We start from the raw sequence: 15187 nt of genomic DNA, 5'->3' as shown, positions 1-15187 counted from the left end.
GAGGAAAACAACAATGAAAACCCAGGTTGCCATCATCGGCGCCGGCCCTTCCGGCCTGCTGCTCGGCCAGTTGCTGCAACGCGCCGGCATCGACAACGTCATCCTCGAACGCCAGAGCCCGGACTACGTGCTCGGGCGCATCCGCGCCGGGGTGCTGGAGCAGGGCACCGTGGACCTGCTGCGCGAGGCCGGCGCCCACGCCCGCATGGACGCCGAGGGCCTGCCCCACGACGGCTTCGAGCTGGTGCTGGACGGCCGCCGCGAGCGCATCGACCTCAAGGGCCTGACCGGCGGCAAGAACGTGATGGTCTACGGCCAGACCGAAGTCACCCGCGACCTCATGGAAGCCCGCCAGGCCAGCGGCGCCCTGAGCATCTACGAAGCCGGCGACGTGCAACTGCACGAGGTGCAGGGCGAGAAACCCTACGTCACCTTCAGCAAGGATGGCGAGACGGCGCGCCTGGACTGCGACTACATCGCCGGCTGCGACGGCTTCCACGGCGTATCGCGGCAGACTATCCCGGCCGACAAACTCAAGATCTACGAACGCGTCTACCCCTTCGGCTGGCTCGGCCTGCTCAGCGACACCCCGCCGGTCAACCACGAACTCATCTACGCCAGCAGCGAGCGCGGCTTCAGCCTCAGCAGCATGCGCTCGGCCACCCGCAGCCGCTACTACCTGCAGGTGGGCCTGGAGGAGAAGGTGGAGGACTGGTCGGACGAACGCTTCTGGGACGAACTCAAGCGCCGCCTGCCAGCCGACGCCGCCGCGCGCCTGGTCACCGGCCCGTCGCTGGAGAAGAGTATCGCCCCGCTGCGCAGCTTCGTGGTGGAGCCGCTGCAATACGGCAAGCTGTTCCTGGTCGGCGACGCCGGGCACATTGTCCCGCCCACCGGCGCCAAGGGCCTGAACCTGGCAGCCAGCGACGTCGATGCCCTGTACCGCATCCTGGTGAAGGTCTACGGCGAAGGCCGCGTCGAGCTGCTGCAGCGCTACTCGGAAGTCGCCCTGCGGCGCATCTGGAAGGCCGAGCGCTTCAGCTGGTGGATGACCAGCATGCTGCACAAATTCCCCGACAACGACGCCTTCACCCAGAAGATGCTCGATACTGAACTGGCCTATTTCCTCGACTTCCAGGCCGGGCGCACCTGCATCGCCGAGAACTACGTCGGCCTGCCCTTCGAACGCATCGACTGAAGGCAGCGCGGCGAGCCCCCGAAGGAGGCGGGGGCTTGCCCTCGGCGGAAAAATTACGCAGAGTGTAAGGCAATTACGAAAACAACAGTGCCCGCCACGACGCGCACGCTGCCTGCGAGTGAGAGTCCATGGACCTCTACACCTACTACCGCTCCACCTCCAGCTACCGCGTGCGCATCGCCCTGGCCCTCAAGGGCCTGCAGCCCCGGCACGTCCCGGTCAACCTGCTGCAGGGCGAGCACCGCCAGGACGCCTACCTGGCGCTGAACCCGCAAGGCCGCGTGCCGGCCCTGCGCACCGACGAAGGCGAACTGCTGATCCAGTCGCCGGCGATCATCGAATACCTGGAAGAACGCTACCCCGAGCCCGCCCTGCTGCCGGCCGACGCCCTGCAGCGCGCCCACCAGCGCGGCGTGGCGGCGCTCATCGGTTGCGACATCCACCCGCTGCACAACGTCGCCGTGCTCAACCGCCTGCGCGCCCTGGGCATAGACGAGGACGGCGTGAACCAGTGGATCGCCCACTGGATCGGCGAAGGGCTGAAGGCCGTGGAAGCGCTGATCGGCGACCAAGGCTTCTGCTGCGGCCCGCAGCCGGGCCTGGCCGACGTCTACCTGCTACCGCAGCTGTACGCCGCCCGCCGCTTCGAGGTGGACCTGAGCCCATTCCCGCGCATACTCAGGGTAGAGCGCCTGGCCCTGGAGCACCCGGCCTTCCGCCAGGCCCACCCGGACGTCCAGGCCGACAAGCCGGCCTGAGGAGCGCGCCATGCAAAGCCTCGGATTCAAAGTCACCATCGGCGACTTCCTCGCCCGCAGCGTACGCGGCGTGCCCTGCTCGCCGCCGCGCCAGCCGCGCAGCTGACCCCACGACTTTCCGAATCCCGGACGCGCCGCCGAGCGCCGTCCACCGCGAGGAACACGAACATGGCAGACCTCTTCGACAACCCCATGGGCCTCATGGGCTTCGAATTCATCGAATTCGCCTCCCCCACCCCCGGCGTGATGGAACCCATCTTCGCCAGCCTGGGCTTCACCAAGGTGGCCAGCCACCGCTCCAAGGACGTGCACCTGTACCGCCAGGGCGAGATCAACCTGATTCTCAACAACGAGCCCAAGAGCCTGGCGGCCTACTTCGCCGCCGAGCACGGCCCCTCGGTGTGCGGCATGGCCTTCCGTGTGAAGAACGCCCACCAGGCCTACGCCCGCGCCCTGGAGCTGGGCGCGCAGCCGGTGGAAATCCCCACCGGGCCGATGGAGCTGCGCCTGCCGGCGATCAAGGGCATCGGCGGCGCGCCGCTGTACCTGATCGACCGCTTCGGCGAGGGCTCGTCGATCTACGACATCGACTTCGAGTTCATCGAGGGCGTGGACCGCCACCCCAAAGGCGCCGGCCTGAAGATCATCGACCACCTCACCCACAACGTGTACCGCGGGCGCATGGCCTACTGGGCGGACTTCTACGAGAAGCTGTTCAACTTCCGCGAGATCCGCTACTTCGACATCAAGGGCGAGTACACCGGCCTGACCTCCAAGGCCATGACCGCGCCGGACGGCATGATCCGCATCCCGCTCAACGAGGAATCCTCCAAGGGCGCCGGGCAGATCGAGGAATTCCTCATGCAGTTCAACGGCGAGGGCATCCAGCACGTGGCCTTCCTCACCGACGACCTGGTGAAGACCTGGGATGCCCTCAAGGGCCTGAACATGCGTTTCATGACCGCGCCGCCGGCGACCTACTACGAGATGCTCGAAGAGCGCCTGCCCAACCACGGCGAACCGGTGGAAGAACTGCGCAACCGCGGCATCCTCCTCGACGGCACCTCCGAGGGCGGCAGCCGCCGGCTGCTGCTGCAGATCTTCTCGGAAACCCTGATGGGCCCGGTGTTCTTCGAGTTCATCCAGCGCAAGGGCGACGACGGCTTCGGCGAAGGCAACTTCAAGGCGCTGTTCGAGTCGATCGAACGCGACCAGATTCGCCGTGGGGTGTTGGAGACGAAGTGAGCCAGACCCACCGCTCCGAAGCGCTCTCGTAGGATGGGTTGAGCTTGCGATACCCATCGGGCCACGGTGATGGGTATCGCTTCGCTCAACCCATCCTACGGAGCTTTGTTTGGCCCCGTAGGGCGCATAACGCCTACGGCGTTATCCGCCATCGTCCCCGGCAACGGTGTTCCGGCCAACGGCGGATAACCGCGAACGGTTATCCGCCCTACTCCGGCCTACGCCCCGCCATCCGCGCGGTAATCGCCGCCGCCGCTTCCTTGAGCAACTCCGCCGCCCGCCCCTGGGTCTCCGCACGAAAGGCACTCGCTGCCCCCACCACCGTCACCACCCCGGCCAGTTGCTCACCCACCGCAAATACCGGCGCCGACAGCGCATTCACCCCCGGCATCAACAGCCCATGCACATGGTGCAAGCCGGAAGCCCGGATTTCCGACGTCTGCTTGTGCAACTCCGCCTCGTCCAGCGCGCCAGGCATGCCTTTCTCCTCCTCGCGCAGCGGCGCGGTCTCGCCGTCGGGCAGGTAGGCGTTGAACACCAGGCCGGTGGACGAGCCCAATAGAGGCAGCACCGAGCCCACCCGGGTGACCAGGGTCACCGCGCGCAGCGGCTGCTCCACCTGCACCACGGTCGGCCCCTTGTTGCCCCACACGGCGAGGAAGCAGGTTTCGTTCAGCTCGTCGCGCAGCGCGCTCAGGTGCGCCGTGGCGGCGCGCACCACGTCCAGCCGGCCGATGGCGGCCAGGCCGACGAACAGCGCCTCCGGGCCCAGGGCGTAGTGGTTGGTGGCCGCGTCCTGCTCGGCGAAGCCGCTGGCGATCAGCGCCTGCAGGTAGCGGTGGACCTTGGCCGCGGGCATGCCCACGTGCTCGGCCAGGCGCGACAGCGAAGTGGCCGGGGCCAGGTCGGCCAGGCCCTTGAGGATGTCGGTGCCGACTTCGGCGGCCTGCACTTTCTGGCGTTTCGGCGCGTCGCCGGTGTCCCTGGGAATGGCCATGCAATGACTCGTTCGTCGATGGAGGCGCTGTTATAGCTTGACCCCTTCCGGCGTTCAAATTACGTTATTCGTAATTCGATTACAAAAACAACGAGGTCGCCATGTCGTCCGCCGAATCGCTCACCTACCTGTCGGGTTTCAACAACCAGTTCAGCAGCGAAGCCCTGCCCGGCGCCCTGCCCCAGGGGCAGAACTCGCCGCAGCAGGTGCCCTTCGGGCTCTACGCCGAGCAGCTTTCCGGCACCGCCTTCACCGTGCCGCGCAGCGAGGCCCGGCGCACCTGGCTGTACCGCATCAAGCCCTCGGCCAGCCACCCACGCTTCGAGCGCCTGGCGCGGCAGATTCCCGGCCGCGAGCCGGGCCAGGTGAACCCCAACCGCCTGCGCTGGAACCCCCAGGACATCCCCGGCGAGCCCACCGACTTCCTCGACGGCCTGCTGACCCTCGCCGCCACCGCCGACGCCGAGCAGGCCAGCGGCGTCAGCGTGCACCTGTACCGCGCCAACCGCTCCATGGACCGGGTGTTCTACGACGCCGACGGCGAGCTGCTGATCGTCCCGCAACAGGGCCGCCTGCGCCTGGCCACCGAGCTGGGCCGGCTGGACATCGAGCCGCTGGAGATCGCGGTGATCCCGCGCGGCATGAAGTTCCGCGTCGAACTGCTCGACGCCAGCGCCAGCGGCTACATCTGCGAGAACCACGGCGCCGCCCTGCGCATCCCCGACCTGGGCCCGATCGGCAGCAACGGCCTGGCCAACCCCCGCGACTTCCTCGCCCCGGTGGCCCACTACGAAGACATCGACGCGCCGGTGCAGCTGGTGCAGAAATTCCTCGGCGAGCTGTGGGCCTGCGAGCTGGACCACTCGCCGCTGGACGTGGTCGCCTGGCACGGCAACAACGTGCCCTACAAGTACGACCTGCGCCTGTTCAACACCCTCGGCACGGTCAGCTACGACCACCCGGACCCGTCGATCTTCACCGTGCTCACCTCGCCCAGCGACACCCACGGCATGGCCAACGTCGACTTCGTGATCTTCCCGCCGCGCTGGATGGTGGCCGAGAACACCTTCCGCCCGCCGTGGTTCCACCGCAACCTGATGAACGAATTCATGGGCCTGCTCCAGGGCGCCTACGACGCCAAGGCCGACGGCTTCGCCCCCGGCGGCGCCTCGCTGCACAACTGCATGAGCGCCCACGGCCCGGACAACGCCAGCACCGTGCAGGCCATCGCCGCCGAGCTGAAACCGCACAAGATCGAAAACACCATGGCCTTCATGTTCGAGACCGGCCGCGTGCTGCGCCCGAGCCGCTACGCTCTCGAATGCCCGCAACTGCAGCGCGACTACGACGCCTGCTGGAGCGGCATGGCCAAGACCTTCCAGAGGAACTGAACCCCATGAACCAGGCAGACACCCGCCGCAGCTGGATCGACTCCGCCAACGGCCACCCCGACTTCCCCCTGCAGAACCTGCCGCTGGGCGTGTTCAGCAGCCCCGGCCGCGAGCCGCGCGGCGGCGTGGCCATCGGCGAGCACATCCTCGACCTGAAGGCGGCGCTGGCCGCCGACCTGTTCGAAGGCGAGGCCCGCCACGCCGCCGAAGCCGCCAGCGGCGCCAGCCTCAACGCCTTCTTCGCCCTGGGCGCCGGCCCGCGCCGCGTGCTGCGCGAGCAGTTGCAGGCGCTGCTGGCCGAAGGCAGCCCGCAGCAGGCGCGGATGCAGGAGCTGGGCGCCAGCCTGCTGCCGGCCCAGGCCAGCTGCCAGCTGCACCTGCCGGCCCAGGTCGGCGACTACACCGACTTCTACGTCGGCATCCACCACGCCAACAACGTCGGCCGCCTGTTCCGCCCGGACAACCCGCTGCTGCCCAACTACAAGCACGTGCCCATCGGCTACCACGGCCGCGCCTCCACCGTGGTCGCCTCCGGCGCCGCGGTGCGCCGGCCCAACGGCCAGACCCTGGCGCCGGGCGCCGAGGCCCCGGGCTTCGGCCCGAGCAAGCGGCTGGACTACGAACTGGAGCTGGGCATCTGGATCGGCCCGGGCAACGAGATGGGCGAGGCCATCGGCATCGGCCAGGCCGAGCAGCACGTGGCCGGCTACTGCCTGCTCAACGACTGGTCGGCGCGCGACGTGCAGGCGTGGGAATACCAGCCGCTGGGCCCGTTCCTGGCGAAGAACTTCGCCACCAGCGTGTCGCCCTGGGTGGTCACCGCCGAGGCCCTGGCGCCGTTCCGCAAGGCCCAGCCGGCGCGCCCGGAAGGCGACCCGCAGCCGCTGCCCTACCTGCTGGACGAACACGACCAGGCCCAGGGCGCCTTCGACATCCAGTTGGAAGTGCTGCTGCAGACCGCCGCCATGCGCGAGCAGGGCATCGAGCCGCTGCGCCTGGCGCTGAGCAACACGCAGAACATGTATTGGACGGTGGCGCAGATGGTCGCCCACCACAGCGTCGGCGGTTGCAAGCTGCAGGCCGGCGACCTGTTCGGCTCCGGCACCCTCTCCGGGCCCGCGCCGGAAGCCTTCGGCAGCCTGCTGGAGAGCACCTTCGGCGGCAAGCAGCCGCTGCAGCTGCCCGGCGGCGAACAACGCACCTTCCTGCAGGACGGCGACGAAGTGATCTTCCGCGCCTGGTGCGAACGCGAAGGCTACCCGCGCATCGGCTTCGGCGAGTGCCGCGGAGTTATCCTGCCGGCGCGTTGAAACACCTGTTCGCGGTTATCCGCCGATACACCGGGGCCACAGTCAACGCCCAGGTCAACCCCGGAGCTGCCGGGGACCAAGGCCAAACGGCGGATAACGCCGTAGGCGTTATGCGCCCTACGCCAGGCCCGACCTTGACGTAGGGCGAATAACCGTTCGCGGTTATCCGCCGCCTGACCTTGGCCCCGCATCGCGCGGAGCCAACCTTGACGTCCCTCTACCCCGCCGGTGACAACGTCCCCAACAGCGACACGACGGCCACCGCGGCCACCCCGCACACCCACTCCAGCACCACGCTGCGCCGCAGCGCCAGCAGGCGCTTCTCACGGAAGGCCAGCGCCACGCGGTTGAGCAGGGCCAGGGCGAGCATCCCCGCCACCAGCAGCAGCTTGATCGTCAGCACCAGCCCGAAGGTGGAGGTGCGCGGGTCCGGCCATTGCCCGACCAGCGCCCAGACGTTCACCAACCCGCTGGCCGCAACCCCGGCCACCAACAGGTAGCCGACGCCACTGAAGCGCCGCAGCGCCTCGCCATGGGTGGAATCCGGCGCGCGGTACAGCAGCGCCGCCAGCAACAGCAGGCCGCCGAGCCAGGCGCCGGCGCAGAGCAGGTGCAGCGCCTGGTTGAGCATCAGCCCGACGCCGGCCCAGCCGTCGAGCATGGCGCCATGGCCTACCGGGGCCAGGCTGGCCAGCACCGCGCCGGCCAGCAGCACGCGCAGCGGGTTGTCCGCCGACAGCGGCAGGCACAGCGCAACCAGCAGCGCGACGTTCGCCAGCAGGTGCCAGGCCCAGACCTGGCCGAAAAAGGTCTGCCCCAGCACCAGCCGCAGCGTCGGGCCGTCCAGCGCGGCGGACCAGTCGCCGGCCATGCTCGCCGCCACCAGGCCGAGCCAGGCCAGGCCGCCGAGCAGCGCCAGCGCGGCGGCGACGCGTTGCCCGGCCAGCACGTGGCCGTCCAGCGCAGCGAGCACGGCGGGCTCCTGGCGGCGCAGCACCGCACGGAACAGCGCCACGCCGAACAGCGTCAGGGTCAGGGCGAGATGCAGGAAACGGCAGAAGACCAGGGCGTCATCCATGGCGGATGCGGCTCATGGTTCAGGGCGCGACCTTGAAGGCGTAGCTGCCGTTGCTCTTGTGGGTGTCCACCGAAACGGCGTGCCATTCCACCTTGTACTCGCCGGCGGGCAGCGGCTGGTCGAAGGTCACCACCAGCACCTTGGCGTCGCCTTCGGTGGTGGCGATGCCGGCCACCTTCACGGCCTTGCCGTCGGCGGCGGTGACCGTGACCTTGGTGAACTTCGCCTCGACGCCCTCGGAGAAGGTCAGGCGCAGCTCCCTGGGGGCGGCGGCGGTGCTGTCGGCGGCGGGGGTTTCGCTCTTCAGGTGGGCGTGGGCAAAGACGGCGGGGGCGTTGAGAAGGGCGAGCAGGCCAAGGGTGGCGAACAGGGGGGAACGGCGCATGGCGGGACCTCGAATGGATTGCGGCGCCCGGCAGCTTAGCAAACCCGGCAGCTTAGCAAAGAGGTTGGGGGTGTAGGGGGTTGGTGCTTGCTGGTGGCTTTGGTGCGGTGGTTTTACTCCGCTCCCTCTCCCCAGCCCTCTCCCTGAAGGGAGAGGGGGCTTGTCCGTGCCAGCGGAGAGAATGGTGTTCGCCGGCTGACTCAGGAGTACCCAAGCACACCGAACGGTCCCCTCTCCCTTCAGGGAGAGGGTTAGGGAGAGGGCGCTCTAGAACCCAGCCACCCAACTCCCCTGGAAGCACCATTCGCGAGCAAGACAACATCACCCCTGCAACCGACTCACATCCCCCGGATCAATGGAAGCCCCAGCCCCCAACTCCTCCCGCTGCTGCGCCAGACGCGCCCCCTCCTGCGCAACCAGCGCAAAAAGCTTCTCCGGATCAGCCTGCCGCAGTTGCAAGGCCAGCTTCTCCATCCCCTCGGCCACCACGATGTCGTGCTGCCGCGCAGCCAGGCCGGCGAGGATGGTCTGGGCCGCCACCGCCGGGTCGATGCCGTTGTCGATGTTGGTGTCCGAACGGCCGCGCTGGGTGCCGTTGCCTTCCAGGGAGTTCAGCGCGATGGCGGTGCGCACCGAGCCCGGCAGGATCACGCTGACGCCGATGCCGTAGGCCGCCTCCACTTCCGCGCGCAACGCCTCGAAGTAGCCGACCACCGCGTGCTTGGCCCCGCAGTAGCCGGTGCGCAGCGGCGCGCCGACCTTGCCGGCCACCGAGCTGACCACCGCCAGTTGCCCGCCGCGCTGCTCCACCAGGCGCGGCAGCAGGGCCTGGGTCAGGGCCACGGGGGCCAGGTAGTCCACTTCCATCAGTTGGCGATAGACCGCAAGGCCGGTATCCAGGGCCAGGCTGCGCTGGCTGACGCCGGCGTTGTTCACCAGCAGGTCGATGCGCCCGCGCCAGGCCCAGGCCTGCTCCACCAGGGCCGGCAGGCGCTCGTAGTCGGTGCTTTCGAAGGGCAGCACCAGGGCCCGCTGCGGGGCGCGTCCGGCCAGCGCCTGCAGGGCCTCGACGCGGCGGCCGGAGAGGATCACCTCGGCGCCCTGCTCCAGCAATGCCAGCGCCAGCGCCTCGCCGATGCCGGAAGAGGCGCCGGTTATCCACACTACCTTGGCTGCGAAACTCATCTTGTTGTTCTCCTTGGCCTGCGGGCGCACGCCGCCCGCGTTGCCAGGCAGGCTAGGCCAGCGCGCGGCGCAGGACTGCCGGAAACCCGACAATTGGCCCTGGCTTGCAGCGGCCGGGCAAGGCGGTCAAAGTGCCTCGACCCACTGCCCGAACCCGCCCCATGCCCGATACCGAAGACCTCCTGCAGCAATTGGGCGCCAACCCCTGGTTCGCCCGCCTGGCGCCCACGGTGCGCCGCACCCTGGCCGCCGAGGGCCGGCGCCAGCCGTTGCGCGCCGGCGAGTTCGTGTTCCGCCAGGGCGACCGCGGCGAGCACTTCCTCACCCTGCTGCAGGGCAAGCTGAAGGCCTCGACCCTGCGCGAGGACGGCAAGGAGGCGATCCTCGCGGTGCTGGAGCCGGGCCACTGGTTCGGCGAGGCGTCGATGCTCGACGGCCTGCCGCGCACCCACGACGTGCTCGCCAGCCGCGACAGCGAGGTGCTGGGCGTGGACCAGGCGACCTTCGACCGGCTGATGCTCGACAACGGCTTCGCCCGCGCCGTCTGCGTGCTCCAGGCGCAGCACACGCGCCTGGTCTACCGCCTGCTGGAAGACGCCATGCTGCGCTCCACCCGCGCCCGCATCGCCAGCCGCCTGGAACAGCTGGCGCGCGGCGACGGCAGCATCGACGGCGAACAGCGCCAGCTGGTGCGCATCAGCCAGGACGAGCTGGCGATGATGCTCGGCATCAGCCGCCAGACGCTGTCCCTGGAACTGCGCGAACTGGTGGCCGGCGGCGCGCTGGAGCTGGGCTACCGGCAGCTACGCATCGTCTCGCTGGAGCGGCTGCGGGAGATGGCGGCGCAAACGTAAAGGATGGGCTGGGCGTAGGGCGTATAACCGTTCGCGGTTATACGCCGTTTGGCCCAGGTCACAGCCACGCCAAGGTCAGCCTTGGAGCCGCCTGGACCACGGTCAAACGGCGGATAACGCCGTAGGCGTTATGCGCCCTACGTCGTGGTCGGGCTTGGCGCGGTTACGTTTCCAACTCCCGCAGGCGCTGTTCGAGGAAGCGTCGTTCCGGTTCCAGGCGCGTCAGCGTTAGCGCGCGCTGGTAGGCCTCGCGGGCTTCGGCGGGGCGGTCCAGGCGTCGGCAGAAGTCGGCGCGGGCGGCGTGGGCCAGGTGGTAGTCGGCCAGTTCGCCGCGGGCGAGGATGGCGTCCACCGCTGCCAGCCCGGCCTCGGGGCCGTCGCGCATGGCCAGGGCCACGGCGCGGTTGAGTTCCACCACCGGCGAGGGCTGCAGTTGCAGCAGCGCGTCGTACAGCGCCAGCATCCGCGGCCAGTCGGTGCTGGCCAGGTCCGCCGCCTCGGCGTGCACCGCGGCCAGGGCCGCCTGCAAGGTGTAGGAACCGAAGCGGCGGCTGGCCAGGGCCAGGCCGACCAGGCGCTGGCCCTCGGCGATCAGCCCGGCGTCCCAGCGCGAGCGGTCCTGATGCTCCAGCAGCACCAGCTCGCCGTGCTCGTCGCTGCGCGCGGCGCGCCGCGACTCCTGCAACAGCATCAGCGCCAGCAGGCCCAGCACTTCCGGCTCCGGCAGCAGCTCCAGCAACTGGCGGCCCAGGCGGATGGCCTCGGCGCAGAGGTCGGCGCGGGTCAGGGATTCGCCGCTGGAGGCCGCATAGCCCTCGTTGAACACCAGGTACACCACGCGCAACACGCTGGCCAGGCGCTGCGGCAACTCGGCCGGCTCCGGCACCTGGTAGGGAATGCGCGCATCGCGAATCTTCTGCTTGGCGCGGACGATGCGCTGGGCGATGGTCGCAGGCTGCACCAGAAAGGCCCGGGCGATTTCCTCGGTGCGCAGGTCGCAGACTTCGCGCAGGGTCAGCGCCACCTGGGCGTCGGCGGCCAGCGCCGGGTGGCAGCAGGTGAACACCAGGCGCAGGCGGTCGTCCTCCAGCCCCTCGTACTCGGCCTCCTCCTCGCCCTGGGCGTCGATCTCCAGTTGGCGGGCGATCTGCTCCAGCGAGGCGTCGAAGCGCACCCGCCGGCGTAGGTGGTCGATGGCCTTGAAGCGCCCGGCGGACACCAGCCAGGCCCGCGGGTTGTGCGGCAGGCCATCGCGCCCCCACTGCTCCACGGCGGCGGCGAAGGCGTCGTGCAACGCTTCCTCGGCGCGGTCGAAGTCGCCCAGCAGGCGGATCAGCGTGGCCAGCACGCGCCGCGATTCGCGGCGGTAGATGTCATCCACCGTATCGCGCAGCGAAGGCGGCGCGTAGTCATGCATGCGGCCGGCTCATGGCTGGGCGTCGAACAGCAGTTGCCCGGTGTGCATGTCGAAGGGGATGGAGAAATGCTCGTGGACGATCTTCCATTCCCCATCCACCCGCCGCAGGCCGAAGCTCGCCCGCGCCCAGGAGGCCTTCTCCTCGCCCTTCTCGTCCTTGCCGCCGCAGTACGACAGGTAGTGGCCGAAGGCGACGTCGCCGCCCTGCTCCACCGCCAGGTGGTGGCGCTCGAAGCGCGTCTGCTGGCAGGCCTGCAGGCAGGTGCGCCAGTGCTGCGCGTAGGCCTCGCGGCCGACGAACTGCAGCTGGGCCACGGCGTCGAAGGCCAGCACGTCGTCGCTGTAGTGGCGGACGATGGCCGCCACGTCGCCGGCCTGTACCGCTTCCAGCCAGCCGTCCAGCAGGCGCTGGATGGCCGGGTCGATGGGACTTCCCATGGCGATTCCTCCTCCTCAGGACGCGCAGCAGCCGTGCGGCGGTTGCTCGTCGTCGTAGCGGTCATGGTAGCGCAGCCAGTTCATGCCCTTGCCGTCGAGGTCGGCCATGCCGCCCCAGCCCTCGCCGCGGCCCAGGGGCGTGAGGTCGAGCAGGTGGTAGGTGAACAGCGGCGCCTCCAGCCCGCGGCCGTAGGCGGAGTAGCTGTGGTAGACGCTGTCGCCGTCGCGCAGGAAGACGCTCATGCCCGGCTGCTCGCCCTGGATGTGGTAGTCCTGGCCCAGGCGCCGCAGTTCGTCCAGGTCGCGGTAGTTGTATTCGATCGGCGCCACCTTCTCGTCGAGGGTGACGTGGAAGTCGTAGTTGAAGTCGCTGCCGAAGGACGAGTACCAGGGCAGCCGCCAGCCCATGCGCACGCGGAACGGCGCGATCTCCGCCAGCGGCGCGCGGGACACCAGGGCCAGGGTGGTGCCGCGGGCGTGCAGGTGCTCCAGGCGGCCGAGGTTGTCGACCAGGAAGGAGCAGCCCTCGCAACCCTCGCCGCGGTCGCGGTGGAACATGAAGTGGTAGACGATCAGCTGCGGCCGGCCCTCGAACAGGTCGAGCAGGCGCAGCGGGCCGCTGGGGCCTTCGAAGCGGTAGTCCTTGTCGATGCGCACCAGCGGCAGCTTGCGCCGCTCGGCGTTGAGGGCGTCGCGGGCGTGGGTGGCCTCGCGCTCCAGCCGCCACAGGCGCTTGCGCGCGGCCAGCCAGTCTTCGCGGGGCACCACGGGCGGCAGGGTGAAGTTGTCGATGCTCATGCTTGGCTCTCCTCTTCGCGCGGCTCGCCGCCGCGGCGGGTGGCGGGGCTCAGCCCCGGGCGGCGAAGTGCTGCTCCCAGTCGCGGATCGGCCGCACCTCGATGCAGCCCAGGCGCCCCGGCGGGATCTTCGCGGCGATCTGGATGGCCTCGTTGAGGTCGCGCGCCTCGATCAGGTAGAAGCCGCCGAGCTGCTCGCGGGTCTCGGCGAAGGGCCCGTCGGTGACCGACAACTGGCCGTCGCGGTGGCGCAGGGTGGTGGCGCTGTCCACCGATTGCAGGGCCTCCACCGCCAGCAGCTGGCCGCGCTCGCGCAGCTGCTGCTCGTAGCCCAGGCACTCTTCCACCACGGCGCGGTAGTCATGGGCGGGCAGCTGCGCGGCGGCTTTCTCGTCCAGGTAGATCAGGCACAGGTATTTCATCCTCGGCTCCTCCGGCGGTGGGACGCAGATACCTATAGTCGCGCCGGACATACAGGGATCGACACCGGACCGGAAAAAACGCGGCTGGCAGACCAACGGTCAGCCAGGGCGTGGCGGAGAGAGACGATTCGCCGCTTCGGAACGGCGAGAAAAATTGATCTAAATCAATCGACTAGATCCCACAAAACTGATCGGGATTAAGAAACATCTGATATCTGACAGATGGCCACTCGGAAATAGTTGTAGGTGTTTTCCGAAGAAGGGCCGACGCCTGGGCAGAGGCTGTTCCGCTACCCACGACACGCACCTTGAGGGGAAACACCACCGACAATCTCGATCACTGGGTGAACACCATGAAACTCTCGACTCTGCTCTTCGCTGTAGGCGCGCTTCCGGGCATCGTCCTCGCCGCCCCGACCGTGACCTTCCAGGGCGAGGTCACCGCGCAGACCTGCCAGGCCACCATCAACGGCGAAACCAACAGCATCGTGCTGTTGCCCACCGTCACCGCCACCGAGCTGAGCGGCGCCGGCGCCAAGGCCGGCCTGACTCCCTTCACCATCTCCGTCAGCGATTGCCAGGCACCGACCGGCGACCTGCAGATCACCACCAACTTCCTCGGCCACAACGTCACCACTGGCGGCAACCTGGGCAACATCGCCGCCAGTAACCCGGCTGGCAACGTCGCCATCCAGCTGACCAGCGACGCTGCCGGCACCACGCCGATCGTGCTCAACGGCGTGACCCCGGTGTCCGGCCTGGTGCTGTCCGACGGCGAGACCAGCGCCAGCTACCAGTTCGGTGCCCAGTACATCTCCGAAGACGGCGGCGCCACCGCCGGGGCGGTGACCGCGGTCGCCGAGTACACGCTCAGCTACCTGTAAGCACCCCACGTCCGCCTGCCGGCTGATGGCACGGCGGGCGGACGTTATTCCCGAACTCCGTCTCGGCGTGCGCTGTGTCGCGCGCGGGAGGTTGTCATGTCCATGAATCTGAAGCACTTGTCCACTGCCCTCACCCTGATCGGCATCCTGTGCCTAGGCCAGGTACAGGCCAGCGTAGTGATGACCGGGACGCGGGTGATCTACCCCGCCGCAGCCAGGGAAAAGACCATCCAACTGACCAATACCGACGCACACCCCAACCTGGTGCAGGTCTGGCTGGACAAGGGCAACCCGAAGTCCACCGTGGAAAGTGCCGATGCGCCCTTCGTCGCCAGCCCGCAGATCTTCCGCATGGAGCCCCACGCCGGGCAGATGGTACGGCTGGTCTATACCGGCGAGGGCCTGCCGCAAGACCGCGAGTCGGTGTTCTACCTCAATTTCAGCCAGGTGCCGGCGATCAAGGTCCGCGACCAGGACGCCAACAAGCTGGTACTGATGTTCAACAGCCGCCTCAAGGTGTTCTATCGACCCAAGGGCCTGGCCGGCTCGCCGGACGACCTGGCTGGACAGCTGTCCTTTCAGTTGCGTGACGGCTCCCTGCAGGTCACCAACCCCACCGGCTATCACGCGGTGGTGCGCCAGGCCAGCCTGCTGCTGAACGGCAAGAGCGTGCCCCTGGCCGATTCGCTGATGGTGCCGCCGCACTCGCAGACCCAGTGGCGCCCACGCACCCCGCTCGGCGCCCCGGGCAAAGCCCGCCTGCGCCTGACGCTGGTCAACGACTACGGCGTCGACGTCACCCGCGAACTGCCCCTGCTGCCCTGATAC

General features: G+C 68.9%; 16 protein-coding genes. 8 read left to right on the top strand and 8 right to left on the bottom strand.

Translation table 11 applies throughout. The features are described 5' to 3' along the window. Positions 1 to 13 precede the first annotated feature (13 nt). From pobA to hppD, 3 genes are all read left to right on the top strand, one after another. Positions 14 to 1198, top strand: coding sequence for a 4-hydroxybenzoate 3-monooxygenase (gene pobA, locus IG194_RS21030; protein WP_058488647.1), 1185 nt, complete (start codon positions 14 to 16; stop codon positions 1196 to 1198). A 128-nt stretch (positions 1199 to 1326) separates the two neighbouring features. Beyond that, positions 1327 to 1956, top strand: a complete 630-nt coding sequence (gene maiA / locus IG194_RS21025) for a maleylacetoacetate isomerase (protein WP_058072715.1) — start codon at positions 1327 to 1329, stop codon at positions 1954 to 1956. A gap of 168 nt (positions 1957 to 2124) precedes the next feature. Further along, entirely contained in the window at positions 2125 to 3201 is a 1077-nt protein-coding gene (hppD, locus tag IG194_RS21020) for a 4-hydroxyphenylpyruvate dioxygenase (RefSeq protein ID WP_043272420.1), read from the top strand. A gap of 208 nt (positions 3202 to 3409) precedes the next feature. On the opposite strand, the gene IG194_RS21015 is transcribed toward hppD, so the two are convergent. Next, positions 3410 to 4198: an IclR family transcriptional regulator gene (locus IG194_RS21015; protein ID WP_058488646.1), complete on the bottom strand. Its 789-nt coding sequence runs from the start codon at positions 4196 to 4198 to the stop codon at positions 3410 to 3412. 101 nt (positions 4199 to 4299) lie between these two features. On the opposite strand from IG194_RS21015, the gene hmgA reads away from it, so the two are divergent. Together hmgA and fahA are read left to right on the top strand one after the other, a co-directional pair. Next, complete coding sequence (gene hmgA / locus IG194_RS21010; RefSeq protein WP_058488645.1) at positions 4300 to 5589, top strand: homogentisate 1,2-dioxygenase; 1290 nt, start codon at positions 4300 to 4302, stop codon at positions 5587 to 5589. 5 nt (positions 5590 to 5594) lie between these two features. Then, complete coding sequence (gene fahA, locus IG194_RS21005) at positions 5595 to 6899, top strand: fumarylacetoacetase (RefSeq protein ID WP_058488644.1); 1305 nt, start codon at positions 5595 to 5597, stop codon at positions 6897 to 6899. A 217-nt stretch (positions 6900 to 7116) separates the two neighbouring features. Here the strand turns inward: fahA and copD are convergent, their stop codons facing one another. The 3 genes from copD to IG194_RS20990 form a co-directional block, all read right to left on the bottom strand. Then, the gene (copD, locus tag IG194_RS21000; protein WP_058488643.1) at positions 7117 to 7977 is read right to left on the bottom strand and encodes a copper homeostasis membrane protein CopD; all 861 of its coding nucleotides are present in this window, start codon (positions 7975 to 7977) and stop codon (positions 7117 to 7119) included. Between the two features lie 19 nt (positions 7978 to 7996). Continuing rightward, positions 7997 to 8362: a copper homeostasis periplasmic binding protein CopC gene (gene copC, locus IG194_RS20995; protein WP_043272415.1), complete on the bottom strand. Its 366-nt coding sequence runs from the start codon at positions 8360 to 8362 to the stop codon at positions 7997 to 7999. Positions 8363 to 8683: 321 nt separating this feature from the next. Next, positions 8684 to 9547: an SDR family NAD(P)-dependent oxidoreductase gene (locus IG194_RS20990; RefSeq protein WP_043272414.1), complete on the bottom strand. Its 864-nt coding sequence runs from the start codon at positions 9545 to 9547 to the stop codon at positions 8684 to 8686. A 161-nt stretch (positions 9548 to 9708) separates the two neighbouring features. On the opposite strand from IG194_RS20990, the gene IG194_RS20985 reads away from it, so the two are divergent. After that, positions 9709 to 10401: a Crp/Fnr family transcriptional regulator gene (locus IG194_RS20985; RefSeq protein ID WP_082996200.1), complete on the top strand. Its 693-nt coding sequence runs from the start codon at positions 9709 to 9711 to the stop codon at positions 10399 to 10401. A gap of 163 nt (positions 10402 to 10564) precedes the next feature. Here the strand turns inward: IG194_RS20985 and IG194_RS20980 are convergent, their stop codons facing one another. From IG194_RS20980 to IG194_RS20965, 4 genes are read right to left on the bottom strand one after another with little or no spacing between them, the layout of a single operon-like run. Continuing rightward, positions 10565 to 11818 carry an RNA polymerase sigma factor gene (locus IG194_RS20980; RefSeq protein ID WP_082996201.1) on the bottom strand — a complete coding sequence of 418 codons (1254 nt, stop codon included), beginning with the start codon at positions 11816 to 11818 and terminating at the stop codon, positions 10565 to 10567. Positions 11819 to 11827: 9 nt separating this feature from the next. Then, complete coding sequence (locus IG194_RS20975) at positions 11828 to 12256, bottom strand: YybH family protein (RefSeq protein WP_058488642.1); 429 nt, start codon at positions 12254 to 12256, stop codon at positions 11828 to 11830. Positions 12257 to 12271: 15 nt separating this feature from the next. Further along, complete coding sequence (locus IG194_RS20970; RefSeq protein ID WP_082996202.1) at positions 12272 to 13054, bottom strand: DUF899 domain-containing protein; 783 nt, start codon at positions 13052 to 13054, stop codon at positions 12272 to 12274. A 49-nt stretch (positions 13055 to 13103) separates the two neighbouring features. After that, complete coding sequence (locus IG194_RS20965) at positions 13104 to 13475, bottom strand: YciI family protein (RefSeq protein ID WP_009618022.1); 372 nt, start codon at positions 13473 to 13475, stop codon at positions 13104 to 13106. Between the two features lie 353 nt (positions 13476 to 13828). On the opposite strand from IG194_RS20965, the gene IG194_RS20960 reads away from it, so the two are divergent. Together IG194_RS20960 and IG194_RS20955 are read left to right on the top strand one after the other, a co-directional pair. Beyond that, on the top strand, positions 13829 to 14359 hold the full coding sequence (locus IG194_RS20960; RefSeq protein WP_009618021.1) for a fimbrial protein: 531 nt from the start codon (positions 13829 to 13831) through the stop codon (positions 14357 to 14359). A 96-nt stretch (positions 14360 to 14455) separates the two neighbouring features. Then, on the top strand, positions 14456 to 15184 hold the full coding sequence (locus IG194_RS20955) for a molecular chaperone (protein ID WP_058488641.1): 729 nt from the start codon (positions 14456 to 14458) through the stop codon (positions 15182 to 15184). The last annotated feature ends 3 nt before the right edge of the window (positions 15185 to 15187 follow it).

The sequence above is a fragment of the Pseudomonas sp. ADPe genome, assembly GCF_014843515.1.
Lineage (GTDB): Bacteria > Pseudomonadota > Gammaproteobacteria > Pseudomonadales > Pseudomonadaceae > Pseudomonas > Pseudomonas citronellolis.
Note: the sequence above shows the minus strand (reverse complement) of the source record. Positions and strands in the feature narration are given on the sequence as shown.